General features: G+C 66.2%; 14 protein-coding genes. 7 read left to right on the top strand and 7 right to left on the bottom strand.

Translation table 11 applies throughout. The features are described from left to right. Positions 1 to 14 precede the first annotated feature (14 nt). From QFZ57_RS19855 to QFZ57_RS19835, 5 genes are all read right to left on the bottom strand, one after another. Positions 15 to 1,574, bottom strand: a complete 1,560-nt coding sequence (locus tag QFZ57_RS19855; protein ID WP_306901479.1) for an HD domain-containing phosphohydrolase — start codon at positions 1,572 to 1,574, stop codon at positions 15 to 17. Between the two features lie 54 nt (positions 1,575 to 1,628). Next, on the bottom strand, positions 1,629 to 2,384 hold the full coding sequence (locus tag QFZ57_RS19850) for a hypothetical protein (RefSeq protein WP_306901478.1): 756 nt from the start codon (positions 2,382 to 2,384) through the stop codon (positions 1,629 to 1,631). Positions 2,385 to 2,497: 113 nt separating this feature from the next. Beyond that, entirely contained in the window at positions 2,498 to 5,176 is a 2,679-nt protein-coding gene (locus tag QFZ57_RS19845) for a PEP/pyruvate-binding domain-containing protein (protein WP_306901477.1), read from the bottom strand. A gap of 36 nt (positions 5,177 to 5,212) precedes the next feature. Continuing rightward, on the bottom strand, positions 5,213 to 5,479 hold the full coding sequence (locus QFZ57_RS19840) for a hypothetical protein (RefSeq protein WP_306632168.1): 267 nt from the start codon (positions 5,477 to 5,479) through the stop codon (positions 5,213 to 5,215). A gap of 213 nt (positions 5,480 to 5,692) precedes the next feature. Continuing rightward, positions 5,693 to 6,184 carry a hypothetical protein gene (locus QFZ57_RS19835; protein WP_306632167.1) on the bottom strand — a complete coding sequence of 164 codons (492 nt, stop codon included), beginning with the start codon at positions 6,182 to 6,184 and terminating at the stop codon, positions 5,693 to 5,695. A 265-nt stretch (positions 6,185 to 6,449) separates the two neighbouring features. Between QFZ57_RS19835 and QFZ57_RS19830 the strand changes: the two genes are divergently transcribed. From QFZ57_RS19830 to QFZ57_RS19810, 5 genes are all read left to right on the top strand, one after another. Then, complete coding sequence (locus tag QFZ57_RS19830) at positions 6,450 to 7,730, top strand: alpha-hydroxy acid oxidase (protein ID WP_306901476.1); 1,281 nt, start codon at positions 6,450 to 6,452, stop codon at positions 7,728 to 7,730. Between the two features lie 16 nt (positions 7,731 to 7,746). Then, entirely contained in the window at positions 7,747 to 8,655 is a 909-nt protein-coding gene (locus QFZ57_RS19825) for an ABC transporter substrate-binding protein (protein WP_306632165.1), read from the top strand. 6 nt (positions 8,656 to 8,661) lie between these two features. Next, the gene (locus QFZ57_RS19820; RefSeq protein WP_306632164.1) at positions 8,662 to 9,711 is read left to right on the top strand and encodes an amino acid ABC transporter permease; all 1,050 of its coding nucleotides are present in this window, start codon (positions 8,662 to 8,664) and stop codon (positions 9,709 to 9,711) included. Beyond that, entirely contained in the window at positions 9,708 to 10,475 is a 768-nt protein-coding gene (locus tag QFZ57_RS19815; RefSeq protein ID WP_306901475.1) for an amino acid ABC transporter ATP-binding protein, read from the top strand. The genes QFZ57_RS19820 and QFZ57_RS19815 overlap by 4 nt, the downstream gene beginning before the upstream one ends. A 182-nt stretch (positions 10,476 to 10,657) precedes the next feature. Further along, positions 10,658 to 12,703: a glycoside hydrolase family 28 protein gene (locus QFZ57_RS19810; protein ID WP_306901474.1), complete on the top strand. Its 2,046-nt coding sequence runs from the start codon at positions 10,658 to 10,660 to the stop codon at positions 12,701 to 12,703. 71 nt (positions 12,704 to 12,774) lie between these two features. On the opposite strand, the gene QFZ57_RS19805 is transcribed toward QFZ57_RS19810, so the two are convergent. Continuing rightward, on the bottom strand, positions 12,775 to 14,172 hold the full coding sequence (locus QFZ57_RS19805) for an alpha/beta fold hydrolase (RefSeq protein WP_306901473.1): 1,398 nt from the start codon (positions 14,170 to 14,172) through the stop codon (positions 12,775 to 12,777). A gap of 229 nt (positions 14,173 to 14,401) precedes the next feature. Between QFZ57_RS19805 and QFZ57_RS19800 the strand changes: the two genes are divergently transcribed. Beyond that, positions 14,402 to 15,625: a Vgb family protein gene (locus QFZ57_RS19800; protein WP_306901472.1), complete on the top strand. Its 1,224-nt coding sequence runs from the start codon at positions 14,402 to 14,404 to the stop codon at positions 15,623 to 15,625. A gap of 115 nt (positions 15,626 to 15,740) precedes the next feature. Next, positions 15,741 to 16,457, top strand: coding sequence for an SCO4225 family membrane protein (locus QFZ57_RS19795; protein ID WP_306901471.1), 717 nt, complete (start codon positions 15,741 to 15,743; stop codon positions 16,455 to 16,457). A 96-nt stretch (positions 16,458 to 16,553) separates the two neighbouring features. Here the strand turns inward: QFZ57_RS19795 and QFZ57_RS19790 are convergent, their stop codons facing one another. Continuing rightward, entirely contained in the window at positions 16,554 to 17,840 is a 1,287-nt protein-coding gene (locus tag QFZ57_RS19790; RefSeq protein ID WP_306901470.1) for a hypothetical protein, read from the bottom strand. Positions 17,841 to 18,026: the final 186 nt, after the last annotated feature.

Below are 18,026 nucleotides of genomic sequence, written 5' to 3'. Positions count from 1 at the left end.
GACGGCGGAACCGTTCACGGCCCGGTGCCAGGCTCGGTCAGGCCGTTCCTGATCGCGAACAAGGTGGCACCCACCCGGTTGGTGGCGCCGATCTTGGTGTAGATGTGCTCCACATGGTTGCGGACGGTCTTGCGGGCCAGGAAGAGAGTGCCGGCTATCTCGGCCGGGGTCATTCCGCGGCACAGCATCCCGAGGATTTCGACTTCCCTTGGGGTGAGCCCAGCCGGAGGGGCATGTGGGCGATGGGGCTGCTGGCCAGCCGCTACAAGCACGGCCTCCGCAGCATCTGCGCCGAGCCGGCCGGCCGAAACTTCCTGCCGGAGCCGGGCAGCCGCATCCGCCGGCACGAGTGCGGGCCGGTGCGGGCGCGGCTCCAGGGAGGCATGGTAGGAGTCCGCGGCCGCCAGGACCCGCTGCCTGATCCCCAGCTCCGTTCCACCGATCCCTCGTGGATAGCCGGACCCGTCCAGCCGCTCGTGGTGTGAACCGGCCAGGGCCGCCTCGCCCTTGAGCCCGGGTACGCGGCTGAGGATCCGTTCTCCCAGGTACGGGTGCATGCGGATGCGTTCCAGGTCCACCCGGGACAGTGGCTCCTTCTTGTCCCACACCTGGTTGGATACCCCCAGCCGGCCCAGGTCGTGCACCCATCCTGCCCGGCGGAGCTCCCTGACATCGCCGGAAGGCAGCCCGAGCTCCTCGCCTGCGCCGGCAGCGAGGGCAGCCACCGCGCGGGAGTGTCCGGCCGTGTAAGGGGATTTCAGGTCTGCAAAGTCGCCGATCGCGCGGAGCACCGCATCCAGCTGGGGGCCGGACAGGGGAGCGTCATTGGGAGCCAGGTCCAGGGCCGCCTGCCAGCAGTCGACGTCGAGGAGTCCTTCCGTGAGCGCCCCGGCCTGGTCGATGAACAGTCCGGCCAGTGCTGGGTCGAACTGGGTGCCACGGCGCGCCCGCACCATGGCTACGGCACCGGCCAGGCCCTCTTGCCGCAGGAACACCTCTGCCGTATCCGCGAGGTGCATGATCCGCATTTCCAGCGGGATGTCCGGCCCCGCCACTCCCTCCGGCAGGCCCTTGCCGTCCCACCGCTCGAAGGTGTGGGCGAGCAGTCCTGCCACGCCGCCGTCGAGCCCCACACTGCTGGCCAGCACGCCGGCGGAGATGCAGTGCGAGGCAATCATGTTCCGGACCGAGGCACTGCCTGTCGCCGCGAACCGCGTCCAGGAGGCGACGCGGGCGAGCGGCGGCAGGCCTGCGCCGGCATGGCTGAACATTCCGGCGTACATGGGCAGGCCGTGCTGGTCGCGGTTGTAGTAGTCGGCACGGAAGGCGATGTCGTCCGTGAACAGGGCGGCCAGTTCGAAGGAATCCGCGTGGCAGCCGATCCATGCCAGCTGGTTGGCGTAGTAGATCCGGCCCTGGCCCGCGGCATCGACTCCCGCTGCCCCGGCGACCCGCAAGCCCAGCAGGGATGAACGCAGCATGTGCTCCATCGGCTGCCCCAGCCCCAGGTCAATGGCGAGCGACAGTGCGGCCAGGACTTCACTGCGGCGGGGGTCAGCCGGCAACTGCTTCACACCTGCCATTCTAGGAAGCCGGCACCGCGGGCAGTAGGGACCGGGCGCCGGCGGTTATGCAGCCTGGTTCTTGCCGGCGCGTACCCGGACCGGCCCCGGCTCGCCAGGCTGCGCCGTGGACGGGAACCTGACACCCACACGGGCCCCAAACAGGCCACGTTGCGGAAGCCAGAAGTCCGCCAGATGGTCCTGCACCTCCAGCGCCCCGGGAACGCCCGCGTCCTCACCCAGGATGGTGGCCTGGGAATCGGTCACCACCCACAACTGCCGGGGCTGGGCCTGGAACGTCTGGCCGTTGGGCACCACCCCGGAAACCTTCATCCTGCCGGCCTTCAGCACCGGGCCGGCGAACGCTCCCATGGCGCGGAGCACCAACTCGTTTCGCCACAGCCTTTCCGGCATCCGGACGGCCATGGCCGTCAGCATGGAGGTGGCCGCGGACGTGCCAAGCTGCAGGTGCCAGTCAACAACGCCCGGAACCGTGATCAAGGCGGTGAACGGCCCGCTCCACTGGATGTCGACGTCGGCCTCCACCGTATGGTGCACGGCCGCCCCGAAGTAGCGTGCGCAGCTGAACTCGGGCGCGGCGTTGGCGTAGATGGTCCACTCGCCGTCCGGTGTGCGGTGCCAGACGGAGCGGTAGCCGGGGCCCACGGAGCTCACCGGAAAATCCCGGAAGGCCAGATAATGGCCGCTGATGAAAGGTAGCCCCAGGACCGCGTAGCCGGCGAAGTGCTCGGCTGCGTCTTCCGGAAGTTCGGCAAGTTTCGGTGTTGCCTCTGCTGATGACTGCGGCTGGTAGGTAGTCATGGCCGCCTCCTTTTCTCGATGTCCTGAGCCTAGGACCGGGCCGCAGCAAGGGCATGGGGCAACTGCCCTATTTTGGTCGGCGACGCGTTGGTTTGCGAAGGATGGCTGCGGTCTCAGAACCCGGGGGAAGGAGTGGGCCCGCCGGCTGCACCCACTATGGTGACCGTACCGGCGTCGCCATCAACGCTGACCTGTTGACCGGCGGCCAGCCGCTGCGTCGCCACGCCTGTGCCCAAAACCGCGGGGATCCCGTACTCGCGGGCCACGATGGAGCTGTGGCTCAGCGGGCCACCGACGTCCGTCACCACGGCCGACGCCATGGCGAATAACGGGGTCCATGCGGGGGTGGTGATGCGGGCCACCAAGACTTCGCCGGGCTGCATCCGGGCGAAATCCTCGGGTCCCCGCAGCACGCGGGCCGGCGCGGTGACCCTGCCGGAACTCGCGCCGGCACCCTTGATCACGTCGCCGGGCTGTCGCTGCGGGCCGCCGGGCATCATCGAGCCGAAGGCCTTCTCCATCCAGGGTTTCTGGGGCAGCATCTGCGGGGCAACGGCCTTGGCTTGGCCCCGCCACACCATTTTCCGCTCCTCGACGGCGGCCGCGCGGACGGGTCGGGGCGCCCCGGCAATGGCAGCGTGCCCATGGGCACCGGGTTCGGCGAGCCCGAAGTCGACGGCGCTTCGCAACTCCTGGAAGCACAGCCAGAACACGTCCTCGGGCGAGGCGAGCACACCCGAGGAAACCAGCCGCCGTCCGAGTTCCAGCAGCATGCGCCGCAGCAGCGGCCAGGCGAGCCCGACGTCGGCCAGCGCGTCTTCGCGGAGCGGTGCGGTCTCCTGCGCCCACTTCAACAGACGGAAGAACAGGCCACGGCGCCGCGGCCCCAGCCGGCCGGCCATCTCCCGCGTCAGCTCTTCCCGGCGCTGGGTCAGCAGCCGCTGCCGCTCGTGCGGGTCGGTGCCCTGCCCGCGCAGGTAGAACTTCACGGTTTCCAGCTGCGCGGATGGATCATCGGCCGGCACCGGGGTGGCGAAGTCCAGGTTGTAGACGGCATGGCCATAGAGGGCCAGATGTTCCTGGAATGTGAAGCGCCATTCCTGCCACAGGACGTCGTCCACCCCGACCGGCGGCGAGCCGGTCCGCTGGCACTCGGCGAGCAGCGCCGTCGGCCGTTCCAGCAAAACCGAAAGCAGACCGGGATCGCTTCGTGCCCAGCCCGCCAGATCGAACAGCGACTTTTCCGCCCGGATGGGTTCGCTGTCGAAGCCCAGCAGGAGCGCCTGGGCCGGGGGATCGCCGTCGTGCCGGGCCGCCTTGTCATAAAACGCCCGGAAAGAGAGTTCGCTCATGGCGGCGAGCGGAATGATGGACTGCACGGCCGTGTAGTACACCGTTCCGGCGTCTAGGAGGGCCTGCACGCCTGCCAGCAGCTGTTCGCCGGAGAGCTCTGCCGGCGGCTTCACCGACCATTCCTTGATCACGCGTTCGTACCGCGGATGCGAATAGTCCCGCCAGCCGGCGATGCCCATGTGCGCCTTGCCGCGAAACAATGCCCCCATTGCCGGCACCGTCCTGGCCGTCATCCGCCACATCGCCCAGTTGCGGTAGTAGTAATAGGCGTAACCGTTGATGGTGGGGAACCGGACATCGCCCCCGCGCAGGGAGTTCGGACCCAGTGCCTGGTTCATCAGTGCCGACAGGGAGCGGGTCACCGAGCCGTCGATGAGGTCAGCAAAGAGCGGGGTCAGCGGGTCCGGCATCTGTTCCACAATGCTCGCCCGGAAGTAGAGGCCCCTGGGATAGGGGACCGGCCATGTGTGGGGAATGTCGGCCGCCGGTTCGGGCAGCGCTGTGATGGGCCGGGACTGCAGGAGGAAGAACCCGCCATCGGCCCGGGCCCATTCGATGTCCTGCGGTGCCCCGAAGTGGTTCGCGATGCGCTGCCCGTAGCGGGCCAGTTCGGCTGCGGCAGCATCGTCCAGGACGGGGGCACGACGGCGGGCTTCCGGCACCGGCTGCTCCCGGGTACCGTTCTCCGCGGGTACGGTCATGACCTCCTTGTCGGCTGTGTGCCGCGAGAGGACCGTGCCCGTGGCGGCCTTAACCATCAGGTCATCCGTGGTCACCGTCCCACTGACGACAGCTTCGCCCAGGCCCCAGGCGGCGCTGATCACCGTCTGGTCGCGGCGGCCGTTGGCGGGGTTGGCAGTGAACATCACCCCGGCTGCCTGGGCCTCCAGCATGAGTTGGATGACGACGGCGAGGCGCACCTGGTCGGGCCGCACGCCTTCGCGGGCGCGGTAGGCCATGGCTCGCGCCGTCCAGAGGGAAGCCCAGCAGCCAATGACGGCGTGCATCAATGCGCCCGTGCCACGGACGTTCAGGTAAGTTTCCTGCTGCCCCGCGAAACTGGCCGACTCGAGGTCCTCGGCTGTGGCGGACGACCGGACCGCAACCGGTGCGTCGCCGCCGTCCAGCTGCGCGTAGGCGGTGCGGAGGTCCGCGGCGATTTCCGCAGGCATGGCACCGCCTTTGAACAGGGCACTGATCTGCGCCGAGGCATCCTCATAGTCCTGTGGGGCCGCGCCGGGTTGCAGTGAGGCCAGGTCCTGGATCGCCGTCTCAAAGTGGTTGTTCGTGACGAATTCGCGGTAGGCCGCCGTGGTGAGGACAAAGCCCGGCGGGACGGGAAGCCCGGCCTGGATGAGGCCGCCGAGGCCCACCGCCTTGCCGCCGGCCAGTGCCAGGTCTCCCCGCCCGACACTTCCCAAATCCTTGACGAAGGTCACAGCCGGAGGTCCTTTCCCGGAAAGTGCCGGGGGCGCCTACGGTTGGACGGAGTCGAAGAACGTGTAACCAGGGTCCGGCGGTTGTGTGTCCGCTTCACGGGATTTCATCAGGATGAAATCCACGTCATCCTGGCAGAGCGTGGTTTCGCCGTGCCGGTCCTCGTTCAGTGGCTCGTTCATCGCTGCGCTGATCTCCGCGGACAACGTCCGCGGAAGGATCACGCAGCCGGGGTTCTCCAGCAGCCACTGTGTAACTGTGGAAGGCAGCCGTTGCCAGTGGTCCCTGATGCTCGTCTCGGTCATGGTGTGTGCCTTTCGGGGAGTATGGGTCGGCGGGTCCCAAGTCCCGGCTGCACCGGCGTCGAAAGTGACGTGCGTGGCAGCGTTGGCGCTGCATGAGAGTTTGGGCTCATTTTTCGGGGAACCGGATGTCCAGTCACGACGTCCCGACGTATTTCGAGTCTACGCCCGAAGCTGTGCTACCGGGCGCGAAAGCCCGCAGCAATGTGCCCGGAGTTAAAGGACGATGTTGCTCAGGCCGTACGGCAGGGCCGGATCGCGGAATGTCGGACGCAGGCCGGACCGGTAGGCGGAGTCAATGATGGGTTCCAGTTCGTCAAGCACCGTGTGGTTTCCGGGGAGAACCACGTGGGCCAGGAATTCCGATTCGAGCGTGGCGATCCCTGCCGCCGCCGCTCCGAGCTTGCCGTCGATGGCCAGGGCCAGGGCATGCCACGACTTGCGGTTGGCGCGTTCCAGGACTTTGGCGTTCGCCTCCCGGAGCCGGCTGTCCGCTGCGTCCCCGCGGACGGCCATTGTCCCCTCAGACTGCAGCAGCGGCATGACGATGCGGAATTGCCTCCCGCCGGCCTTGAAGGCGACGGCGCTCTGCCCTCCCCGGTGACTGAACAGGACGTCCGTTGCCCCATAATCCGCGAGCGCCTGGCCGATGTGTTTCCGGGAGGCCTCGCTGCTGAAGGAATCGCCGCGGGTGTAAGGACTAGTCATCCTCTAACTATGCGCCTTCCGGCCGTTTCCGGATACGTTTCAGGGCCGCCGTCTGGAAATACGACGGCGGTACACGGCTCGCACACGAACGTTGCCGTCAGCCCAGGAGGGTCAGCCGAGCGTTGCGCCCAACGTACTGCAGCCGGTTCTGATAAGCGATAGGCAAACGGTTTTAGTTGCCCGGCCGAATTATCGCGGCAGCCATAGTGCAACGGCAGCCGGAGTCCTACCCTGAACACAAAGGCAGGCAGCTGGAAGGACCCCCTTGAAAGTCAGCGAAGCCAGGCAGCTCATTCAGGTGAAAGCGCCCGTATTCTCCAGGCGGCGCCGGGTGCTGGCCAACGCCTTCAATGTGGAGGAGTACCGGAAGGCGGCACGGCGGGTCCTGCCGGCGGCGATCTTCGATTATCTCGACGGCGGTTCCGAGGACGAGGTGACCCTTCGCCGCAACCGTGCCGTCTTCGACTCGTGGGCGCTGATGCCCAGCTGGGGACCGGTGTCCGGACCCGACACCAGCACCACCCTGCTCGGGGAATCCAGTGCTCTGCCCCTGACCCTGACGCCTACGGGTGCAACCCGCCTGTTCCACCCGGAGGGGGAGTCGGCGGTCGCGGCTGCGGCAGACAGGGCCGGCATTCCCTATGGACTTGCAGGGCTCAGCACCGTGCCCATGGAAACCATTGCGGCGGACAGCCCCGGACTGGACCGCTGGTTCAACATCGGCCTGGCCTCAAACGCCCAGGTGCTAAGGGCAAAACTGTCCCGCTGCGAAGCCGCCGGATTCCGCGCCCTGATTGTCGGCGTCGACACCCGTGCGCTGGGAGCCCGGGAACGGGACCTGCACAACGGCTTCACCGCCCCTCCGTCACTGACCCTTTCAACCATCGCCGACATCGCCCGCAGGCCGTCCTGGTGGATCAGCTTCCTGAAGGCGGACGGAATCAGCTTCCCCAACCTGGATCCCCGCAGTCCGGCCGCCACCTCCATGGTCACCCCGTCCATGTGGCAGCAACTCCTGGGACACTCGGATGCCACCAGCGGGTGGAAGGAACTGGAAGCGCTCCGCCAGGCCTGGCACGGCAAAATCGTGCTCAAGGGGTGCGTCAATCCGGCCGACGTCGCCAAGGCGGCACGGATCGGCCTGGACGCCGTCCAGCTGAGCAACCACGGCGGCCGCCAGCTCGACCACATGCTCAGCCCTATGGATGTGCTGCAGGAATCACGCCAAAAGGTGGGCGACTCACTGGAGATCTATGTGGACTCGGGAATCCGCCGCGGCAGCGACATCCTGAAGGCGCTGGCCCTGGGCGCCGACGCCTGTTCCATTGGCAGGGCGTATCTGTATGGATTGGTGGCGGCCGGCTCGCCCGGGGTAGAGCGTGTTATCCAGATACTGGCGGATGAACTCAGGCGTACGATGACCTTGGTGGGCGTTTCCAGCATTCCTGAGCTGAAAGCTCGGGGCGGCGAGATTCTCCGTGACATTCGCCGTTCCGGCGAAATCCTTGCAGCAGAAGCATCAGGCACGAATCTCGAGCATAAGTGAACAGCTAAGGAAACCCATGCGCACCCGATACGTACTTCCCGTCCTCACCATCGGCACGGCGCTCGCCCTTTCCGGATGCGTGGACAACAGCCAGCCGGCAGCCACAGGCTCGGCAGCCGCAAGCGCTTCTGCCGCCGCCGTCGACGTCAAGAAAAATGACGCCATCGCCGCGTCCCTGCCGGAGAAAATCAAGAGTGCCGGGGTACTCAACGTCGGTATGGCCAACAACTACCCGCCCAACGAGTTCAAGGATGACAACGGGGCGCCGGCGGGCTGGTCGGTGGACCTCACCAACGCGCTGGGCAAGGTGATGGGCCTGAAGGTCAACTTCGATATCGGCACATTCGACAACATCCTGCCGGCCGTGCGCGGCGGCAAGGATGACATGGGAATGTCCTCGTTCAGCGACACCATCGAACGCGAAAAGCAGGCCGACTTTGTCAATTACTACTCCGCCGGAATCCAGTGGGCGTCCCCCAAGGGCAAGACCGTGGACCCCAACAACGCCTGCGGACTGAAAGTGGCCGTCCAGGCAACAACGTACGAGGACACCGATGAGGTGCCCAAGAAGTCGAAGGCCTGCACCGACGCAGGGAAGCCGGCCATCCAGATCTTTAAATTCGATGCGCAGGACCAGGCCACCAACGCCCTGGTGGTGGGACAGGTGGACGCCATGAGCGCTGACTCGCCCGTGACCCTGTACGCGATCTCCAAGACCAAGGACAAGCTGCAGACCGCCGGTGACGCTTTCGAGGTGGCCCCGTACGGGATTCCCGTGGCCAAGGGCAGCGACTTCACACCGGTCCTGCAGAAGGCGCTCCAGTCGCTGATTGATGACGGCAGCTACACCAAGATCCTCACCAAGTGGGGAGTGGAGGCCGGCGGGATCAAGAAGGCGGACCTCAACGTGGCAGCCAAGGGGTAACAGGACATGAGCAGGCCGGAAACCGGCGGTATGACCGCGGCGGAACCCAGCGAAGGTCCCAGGAGCGGCAACTGGCGCGCCGCGGATGACGCGCCGGCCGAGGCCATCGTCGCCATTCCGCTGCGCCACCCGTGGCGGATCCTGATCGCCGTGCTTTTGGTGCTCGGGCTTGCGGTGTTCATATTGGACGCGGCCCAGCGCCCGGATTACGGCTGGGCGGACGTGGGCAAGTACATTTTCGACCGCCGGATCAGCCAGGCCGCGTGGGTGACGTTGTCGCTGACCATCTACGCGATGATCGGCGCGATCGTCATCGGCCTGCTGCTGGCCATCATGCGGCTGTCGCCCAACCCGGTGCTGAAGAACATCGCCTGGCTGTACATCTGGATTTTCCGGGGGACCCCGGTGTACGTGCAGCTGGTCTTCTGGGGCCTGGTGTCCCTGATCTATCCGGTGTTCACGCTGGGCATTCCGTTCATGCAGCCGTGGGTGACCATCCCTAACGTGATCTTCACCAACCTCTTCATCACCGCCGTGATCGGGCTGGGCCTGAACGAGGCCGCCTACATGTCCGAGATCGTGCGTGCGGGACTGCTTTCCGTGGACCGGGGCCAGGAGGAAGCAGCCACGGCGCTGGCCCTTTCCTGGGGCCAGACCATGCGGTTCGTGGTGGTGCCGCAGGCCATGAAGATCATCATTCCGCCCACCGGCAACGAGGTGATCTCGATGCTGAAGACCACCTCGCTGGTGGCCGCAATTCCCTTGAGCATCGACCTCTACGGCGTGTCCCGTGGTATTTCCGCGGTGACGTTCACTCCGGTTCCGCTGCTGATCGTGGCATCGCTGTGGTATCTGCTCTTCACGTCCGTCCTGATGGTGGGCCAGCACTTCATTGAAAAGCGTTTCTCCCGCGGCACCGGGCGGGCAGACACGGGCAGGCAATCGCCGACGTCGGCAGCGGCCCAGGCGGGTCCGGCACCCACGGCGCGTCCCGGGACGCCGCTTCCGGGGGAGCCCGGCGCCCCGCTTGGCAATGAGTTTGGAGGCAAGGGATGACGGGCGTGCCCATGGTGCTTGCCGAGAAGGTGTCCAAGAACTTCGGCACGAACAAGGTGCTGCGCGGGATCAGCCTGGAGGTGGGCCGAGGCCAGGTGCTGTGCATTGTGGGGCCGAGCGGCTCGGGAAAGTCGACATTCCTGCGCTGCATCAACCACCTGGAACGGGTGGACGGCGGCCGGCTGTCGATCGACGGTGAGCTGGTGGGGTACCGCCAAAAGGGCGGGAAGCTGTACGAACTGAAGCTCTCCGAAGCGGCCTTCCAGCGCCGGGAGATCGGGATGGTGTTCCAGCGGTTCAACCTCTTCCCGCACCTGACTGCGCTGGAGAACGTCACCCTTGCTCCCATGCGGGTGAAGGGCCTCTCCAAGGCCAAAGCCACCGCCCGTGCCAACGAGCTGCTGGAACGCGTGGGGCTGGAGGACAAGGGCGGCGCCTACCCCGCGCACCTGTCCGGCGGGCAGCAGCAGCGGGTGGCCATCGCCCGCGCCCTGGCCATGGACCCCAAGCTCATGCTCTTCGACGAGCCCACCAGTGCCCTTGACCCGGAACTGGTGGGTGAGGTGCTGGAGGTCATGAAGGAACTGGCCAAGAGCGGCATGACCATGCTGGTGGTGACCCACGAGATGGGCTTCGCCCGCGAGGTGGCGGACACGCTGGTGTTCATGGACGAGGGCGTGGTGGTGGAGGCCGGGCCGCCCCGGCAAATCCTCACCAATCCGCAGCACGAGCGGACCAAGGAGTTCCTCTCCAAAGTCCTCTGACCCTGCGTGCCCCAATGAGGGTACAGCGGCTGCCGCGTCCTTGACCGGGTGACCCCGGCAACATATCCTCGTGTAAGAAAACGTTTTCTCAGACGCCTGCGCAGCGTCCATTTTCGCGAAGGTCTCACGACGAATACCTCTACTCACTTCGGGGCTCATTGACGTGCCCCGGAAAGGATGACATGCAGGTTGCCAGAACCCCACGGAAGCGTGGCCGCCGCCTTGCCGGTGCCGCCGCCACGGTCCTGATCGGATTAACTTCCCTGACCGCGGTCGCCGGGCCCAGCTCGGCAGCACCACCGGGCACGGACGACTCGCCGGCGTGCTCCAGTTCCAGTGTCCGCTTGGACCAGGGCACCGCCCGGGCTCCGCAGAACCTCTGCGTCCCGGCCGCGGCGACGGATGACACCACCACCCTGCTGGTCTGGAACAAGCCGGACCTCTACGAAGACGTCGTCGACTACCGGGTGTACAGCAATGGCGCCCCGATTGGCACCGCGGAGCAGAATGCCCGGCAAAACTCGCCGGCACAGGAATACGTTGACGCCTTCAGGGCCGCGGACAAGGACGGTTTCCATGCCAGGACGGTGGCCCACAACTTTACGGTGACGGGCCTGTCCCCGCGCACTACCTATACCTTCGGCGTGACGGGGGTCCGCGCGGACGGTACCGAAACCCCGGCGAGTGAGACCATTACCGTCACCACCGCACCGAAGCGGCACACCGTCGTCGTCACCGATCCCGCCTACAAGGCGAAGGGCGATGGCACCACCCTGGACACCGTAGCCATCCAGAAAGCCATCGATACCTGCCGCACCCCCGGCTGCACCGTCGTCGTACCTGAAGGCACCTTCCGGACCGGCGCACTGTTCCTGCACTCGAACATGACGTTGGAGCTCCAGGAGGGGGCGCGGCTGCTGGGCTCGGACCGGCCGGAGGACTACCCGCTGGCCAAGGGCTATTACCTCTATCCCGTCCCCGAGCCCCTGCCCACGGAAGCCGAATACCGCAACTTCCTGCGGCCGCCGTCGCTCCTTAACGTCCTGCCGGACGACAACGGACGGTCCAAGGAGGGCCGCGAGCCCGGCGCGACGGCCAGCAACGTTCGCATTGTCGGTAAGGGCGTGGTGGACGGCAACGGCTGGAAGCGCACCAGTGCAGGATCCATCACCGATGAGGCGGGCAACGAACTGCCGCAGTACGTGGCCAGCAGCGCCGGCAAGGTCCTCGACGACGGTCTGCTCGCGGCCAACCAGTTCCGCAACGCCAAGGAGAACCCGGATTCCCTGACCGGCATCGTCAACAAGCCGGACACGCTGGAGGACTCCGTAATTTACGGCCAGTACCGTTCCAGCCTGATGACCTTCATGGGTGTGGAGAACCTGTACCTGGAGGGCGTCACTGCGGATAATCCGGCCTTCCACGGCGTCATGGTCCTGGACAGCGGGAACGCCACCGTCAACGGCATGCGGCACGCCACCTACAACACCAACAACGGCGACGGCCTGGAGTTTGGCGGGACCAGCAACGGCATCGTGGTCAACAACTTCTTCGACACCGGCGACGACCAGGTCAACTTCGCAGCAGGTCAAGGCAAGTACGGCGCGCAGGGCAGGCCCAGCGAGGACGTCTGGATCTTCAACAACTACATGCGGATGGGCCACGGCGGCATCGCGGTCGGTTCCAACACCGCGGCATGGGTGCAGCGCGTCCTGGCGGAGGACAACGTGATGTACAAGGTGGAGACCGGCGGCCTGCGCATGAAGAGCACCTCGGACATGGGCGGCGGCGGGCGGAACTTCCTGTTCCGGGACACCGCCATGGCATGCATGGGCAGCAGCGCCTTCATCATGACGCTCAGCTACAACCAGTCACCGAGTGGTTACGTGGCAGCCGATTCCGCCACCTTCAAGGACGTCGCCGTCCGCAACGTGTCAGTGGATGGCAACAACTCGCCTACCTGCGGCATGGCGGTCTCGGACAGCAAGCCTGTGATCGACATCCAGGCCGGGCCGGCCCTGGGCGAGGGGACGGCCACGTTCAGCAATTTCACGTTCCAGGATGTGGTGTTCCGGAACGTCAATCCCGTGAACATCAAGGGACTGACTGATTCAACCTTCAGCGGCGTCACGTTCAAGAGCGTCCGGAACAACGCCAACCCCTGGCGGTTCGATCGGTACTCCACCGGCAATACCTTCAGCAACGTGGTCCCTGCGCCGGCGGGATAGGGGTACTTACAGCGGATCGTTCGACGGCGGCACCCGGGTTGGGTGCCGCCGCTCGGGGTCTGGAACAGGCATTAGCGCGCCAGGGGGCCGCCGCTCCTGACCGACGATACGACGTCGAGGATCGCCTGGGTGGTGACTGCGGCACCGGCCTGGTCGGCAACAAGCGCTTCGTGGCTGGCCCAATCAACGGTTTGGTGAACGCTGTTGGTGGAGAGGCCGGCCAATGTGTTCTGGGCGTCCTGGTGTCTGCTGCTGTTGCCGACGCCTGCTGTCAGCACCACCAGTGGTTTGCTACCGAAGTCCCGCAGTGATGCGGCTTCCTGCATCGACCTGTTCGCCTGGATGTACTCGTCGAGGGTGCTGCGCAGGTTCGCGGGGCTCGCGATGTTGGCGCGGACCTCGTCCCGGGACCTGGCCGGCAGCGTACCGACCTCGAGCGGGGCGTACACCCGGCCCAGGCCGAGCCGGGCCGTTGTAGAGATCAACGCTGAGATCCGGCCGAGGGCGTCATAGCTGCCTGGGGCGGCAGCCGCGCCGGGGGTGTCTGTTGCTGCCCTGTCCGTGGAGTCCATCAGCACCATGCCGGCCACCTCATCGGGGTAGCGGGCGGCGAAGGTGAGCACATAGAGGCCGCCGAAGGAATGGCCGGCGAGCACGTAGGGTCCGGGGACGTTGCCGCGGTGCAGCAGGGTGTGGAGATCGGCGGCAATCTGTGTGGCGTCCTGGGCGTTGTCAGCGGACTCGCTCCACCCCCGGCCGGCCCGGTCGGAGACGCAGACGCGGGTGTCGTTGGCTATGGCGGTGGCGATCCACCCGTGGTTCGAGGACATCTCGCCGGCGCCCGGTTGGAGCACCACCGTGGGGCTGCCTGACCCGGTGCAATTCAAGTGGAGCCTGTACCCGCCGACGTCGATCAGCTGGCCAGGCGCCGGGAATGCTCTGGCATCCGCCGCTGCACCCAGGGTTTGGTAGCCGCCGCCGATGGAGGCCAGGGCCAATATCGCCAGCACCGGGTAGATGAGCCATCCCCGGCTCCTGCCGTGAAGGTGCCGGCGGACTTGGAAGAACATCCAGATCACCAATGCCAGCAGGGCGGGCGGCCACAACCAGCTGAGCACCCCGTCCACAGGGGAACCGAACACCACCAGGAGAAGACCGCCGGTGCCCATGAACACTGCGGGAACAAATGCCCAGCGCTGCGGCTGGTCAGTGAACCGTACCGAGAGGATGGCCAGCATCGCCCACCCCAAGGCGAAGCCACACAGGACTGCACCGGTAATTTCGCTCTCCCGCGCCCGGACGAAGGGAGCGGCGGCCAGGAGCACGGCGGCGAGGATCCCTACGGCCAGTGAAAGGGCCACAACCCGGCCAATGCGCCACCTAGCCACGCGGCCAGGCCGGGCGGGGATCTGCGGACCGCTCTTTCCGGGGCCGGGACGGGCGTGGGGTGTCTGCGGGGTGGTGGCCACGGCGGGCTCGATTCAGGGACAAAGTGGCGTCGCGCGAGTGCAGCCATCTGCACCTGTGGCACGTGCCGTCCCTTTGACTATAGGCCCGTTTCCAGGGGTTTGACCCGGGAGGGGGCCGGCCGGGTCTGCTGGCTCCTACCGCAGCCGTCGCAGCCCGTACGAACGGTCGCGGCAGGTAGGATCGGAGAATTGCCGAGGGGGTCGGCAACATTTTTTTGGGGGAACAATCTTGGGATCCACGTCTTCACGCCAGCTTTCTTCGTCGCTCCTGGCCGTCCGCAAGGCGCTGCTGACCGGCGCCGCGCTCTTACTGGCCTCCGCCGTCGTCGCCGCTCCTGCGTCCGCCGCCGACGCGAAGGTGATTGGCGCCGTCGGTCAGCCCTTGGGCATCGCGTCCGGGCCGGACGGCACCCTGTACGTCAGCGACTATCGCTGGGACGGAAGTGTCAGCGCGTACAGGCCGGGGGAGACCGTGCCGTCCCGCACCATCCAGACCGGGCACTTTCCCACGTCGCTGGCTGTGACGCCGGACGGGACGCTGTACGTGTCGCAGGCCGATGGCGCACAGTCCGAAATCGGAGTCGTGGCCCCGGGCGCGGCCGAGGTTTCCCTGGTGATGAAGGTATCTGGCGGCAAGCACTGGCTGACCGTGGGGCCGGAGGGATCGCTCTACGTGGTGAACCCCGACGAGAACTCGGTGTCCGTGGTGAAGCCGGGCGATGCGTGGGTGAACCGGACCATCCAGGCCGGGCCGTATCCGGTGAAGGTGGCGGTGGCCAAGGACGGGACCGCCTACGCCACCAACCAGCTTGCGGGCACGGTGACGGTGATTCCGCCAGGTGCCCCGTGGCCGTCGCACACCGTTGACGTGGGTGCCAAGGCCGCTCCGCACGGGGTTGCGGCGGCTCCGGACGGGACCGTGTATGTGGCCAACATCCTGACGAACGATGTTGCGGTGCTCGAGCCCGGAGGCACCACCGTTGCACGCCGGATCCCCGTGGGCGAGGCGCCGCAGGAGGTGCTGGCCGCAGACGACGGGACCGTCTACGTGAGCAACAGCCTGGACGATACCGTCTCTGTCATCCCGGCCGGGGCGGCGGCTGCCGCGCGCACCATTGCCACCGGCGATGATCCCGGCCGGATGGTCGAGCGGAGCGATGGTTCCGTGGTGGTGGTGAACAGGCATGCCAAGTCCCTGACCGTGCTCGACGGCGGACCGGCCGGGGCTGTTGCGGCGCCCGCCACGGGTGGGGGAGAGCCCGCCGCGGCGGCCGACGGCGGCGGGTCCGATGGTGCCGTCATCGCCGGGGGTTCCTTCGACGTGCCAGTTCCGGCGGTCGCTGTCAGTGCCGGTGCTCTGCTCCTCGCCACCGCTGCTTTCCTAGTTGTGGTGCTGCGGCGCCGCAGGAAGACCACCGGGGCGGACGGCGCCGGGGCCTGGACCTTCGAGTAGGGCTCGCGCACCGCGGCGGCGCCCGCCATTCGCTGTTAGCCTGCGATTATCAAAGTGCCTGCTGTTTGTGGGTGATCCGATGTCGTGTCGGTTCCCTCGCGAAGGATGGGCCCGAATGACGTCAAGGGGGAGCGTTGTGGGTGGAAGATCCGAGCCGAATGAATGGGCCCAGCCGCGCTGGGCCAGAATCGCCGTCGTCGCCTATTTGTCTGTGACGTTCGCCGTTGTTGTCACGTCGCTTCTGACCGGAATCGTTGGCATGGGCTTGGATGCGAGGTTCAAGGAGGGCCTGCTGCTCGCCATGGTGGTTTTGACGCTGCCAGTTTCGGCTGCGTATTTCGTTATCGGGACGTTTGGCGCCGCGGGCGGATCGAGCCCGACGACGGTCCTTTACTATCTCGGATACGTCCTCCTTGCGGTGGTCAACGCGGGTGTCTTCCGACGGGTTGTCCGCAGCGCAAGGAGGCGTGCGCCGGTTCCGGCCCCCATGCCCGGCACTCCACCCTCGAATCCGGTAGTGAGGCTGCGTGGGGTAACACCGGACGCCAGGAAGCTCTGGTGGAGCGTGCCGCTGGCAGTGCTGCTGAGTCTTCCGCAATGGATGGTGGCGAGTTTTGCCTGGTGCGGGATCAGCGGTTGCAGTGGCGGAGGTTTCGGGGTGGCCACCGGGAGCGAATGGATCGCCGTTATCCTGAGCGCCGTCAACGGCGTGATCCTGGCAGTGGCCGTGTTCGCAGTGCGGTGGCTGTATCCCACTCGGAACCGCGCCGTCATTGCCCTTGCGGCCGGGACATTCTTTGGTCTGGTGGGCGCTGCGGTCACCCACGGATAGGGGCCGTGCTTCTGAAGATGCTTCTGCTGACCGGAAATACGAAGGGCGGCACCCGGGCTGGGTGCCGCCGTCGTATCCCTACCCAATCGGTGTGGACTACCCGCCAAGACCTATGTAGGCGTGCCAGTACCGGGCGTTGTTTCTCGCGGAGGCCAACACCACCAGGCCGGTCTGGCTGTTGACGTTTTGTTTCGTTGACGTGGGGTCGTTGATGTCCGTGTCGGTGCCGCTGCTGATGATCGCCGTGCCGGGGCCGGGCGGGAAGGAAATGTTGTCGATCGGCGTCTTCTTGTAATAGATGGTTCCGCCCTCCTCGGGCGCCACCGCGAACATCCAGACCTGGCGGTGCTCCTCGTCGATCATGACCATGGGCCGGGTGTGGACGTCCTGCACCTGACCGAACTCAGCGCTGGTCCAGTCCCCCTTGCCGTCGCGCACTAGCAGCGCCACCAATGTTTGGCCGACGTTTCGATTCGCTGTCTTGATCGCCGCGAAGAGGCGTCCGCTGCCGTCGCTTGTCAGCTGCCTGAGGTTCAGATGGTCGTTCGCGCATCCGCCTTTGCAGTTCTTTCCTCCGCCGTAGGCCACCTCGGTCTGCCACGACTTGTCCGGCTGGCCGTCCTGGTGAATGGCAAAGTAGAACTTCTTTTGCCCCGGCTTCTGGTTGCTCCACATGATTCCGATCTTGTCGCCCTGGAACGACGTCACTGCGGAGATGTCGTCGTAGTGCACCTGGGCGTTGGTTGTCGGCAGGACGTACGGAGTGCCCCACGCCGTGTCGCTCGTCGTCGAGTGGTTCACGTAGACGCGGTTGCTGTTGTCGGACGAGACGGTGGTGTAGGTGACCCAGAGCTTGCCGAGGGAGTCTTTGGCCACCGTAATCGATTCCGTGCTCCCCTTGTGAAGGGTGACGGGGAATCCGGCGTCTTCTGAGTAGGCCTTCGTCGACGCGTTGTAGCTGTAGCGGTGAAGCACTGCGGACCCGGCGGTCACCACCTTCTGGGATGGTGGCGAGTTCCACTCGGAGTTGACGGTGGTGCCTGAGACGACGTAGAGCTTGCCGTCCTTTGCGTCCCAGAGCGCGTCACCGCGGGCGCTCGACCGTGTGTCAACAATTGTTGGCGTCTCTTGCCACTTCTGTGGTGCGGTGTCGAGCCGGTGGATCTTCGTCGCATTCGCAGGGGCGCTCCACAGAAGCCCCCACCAGCTCCCGTCCTGGAACCAGAGTTTGCTTTGGGCCTTGTCCGCAGTCGGGGTTTTAACGCCGTCCTCTGCGAATGATGGCCCAGGAACTCCGACGTCGGCTGCCTGGGCCGGGAGGGGGAGCGCGACAGTGACAGCTGCCGCGAGTAGCAGAGCGATGAAAAGGCGTAACAGACGCATAACGGTCCCCTCGTAGTTATGTAGGTGACACGGGGGCCATTTCATCAACTCCCGGGGGATCACTGTACGTCGGCACGCCATGCCCTGAGCCACAGCGGCGCCAGATAGGGGAGTCGAAAGGGGTGGGCGTTAGGTATACGTTTGCTCCACCCCCAAGGCGTCACCCGGGTCATACAAAAACCCGGT

It is taken from the genome of Arthrobacter sp. B1I2, assembly GCF_030816485.1.
GTDB lineage: Bacteria > Actinomycetota > Actinomycetes > Actinomycetales > Micrococcaceae > Arthrobacter.
This window is presented reverse-complemented; position numbering and strand designations above follow the sequence as displayed.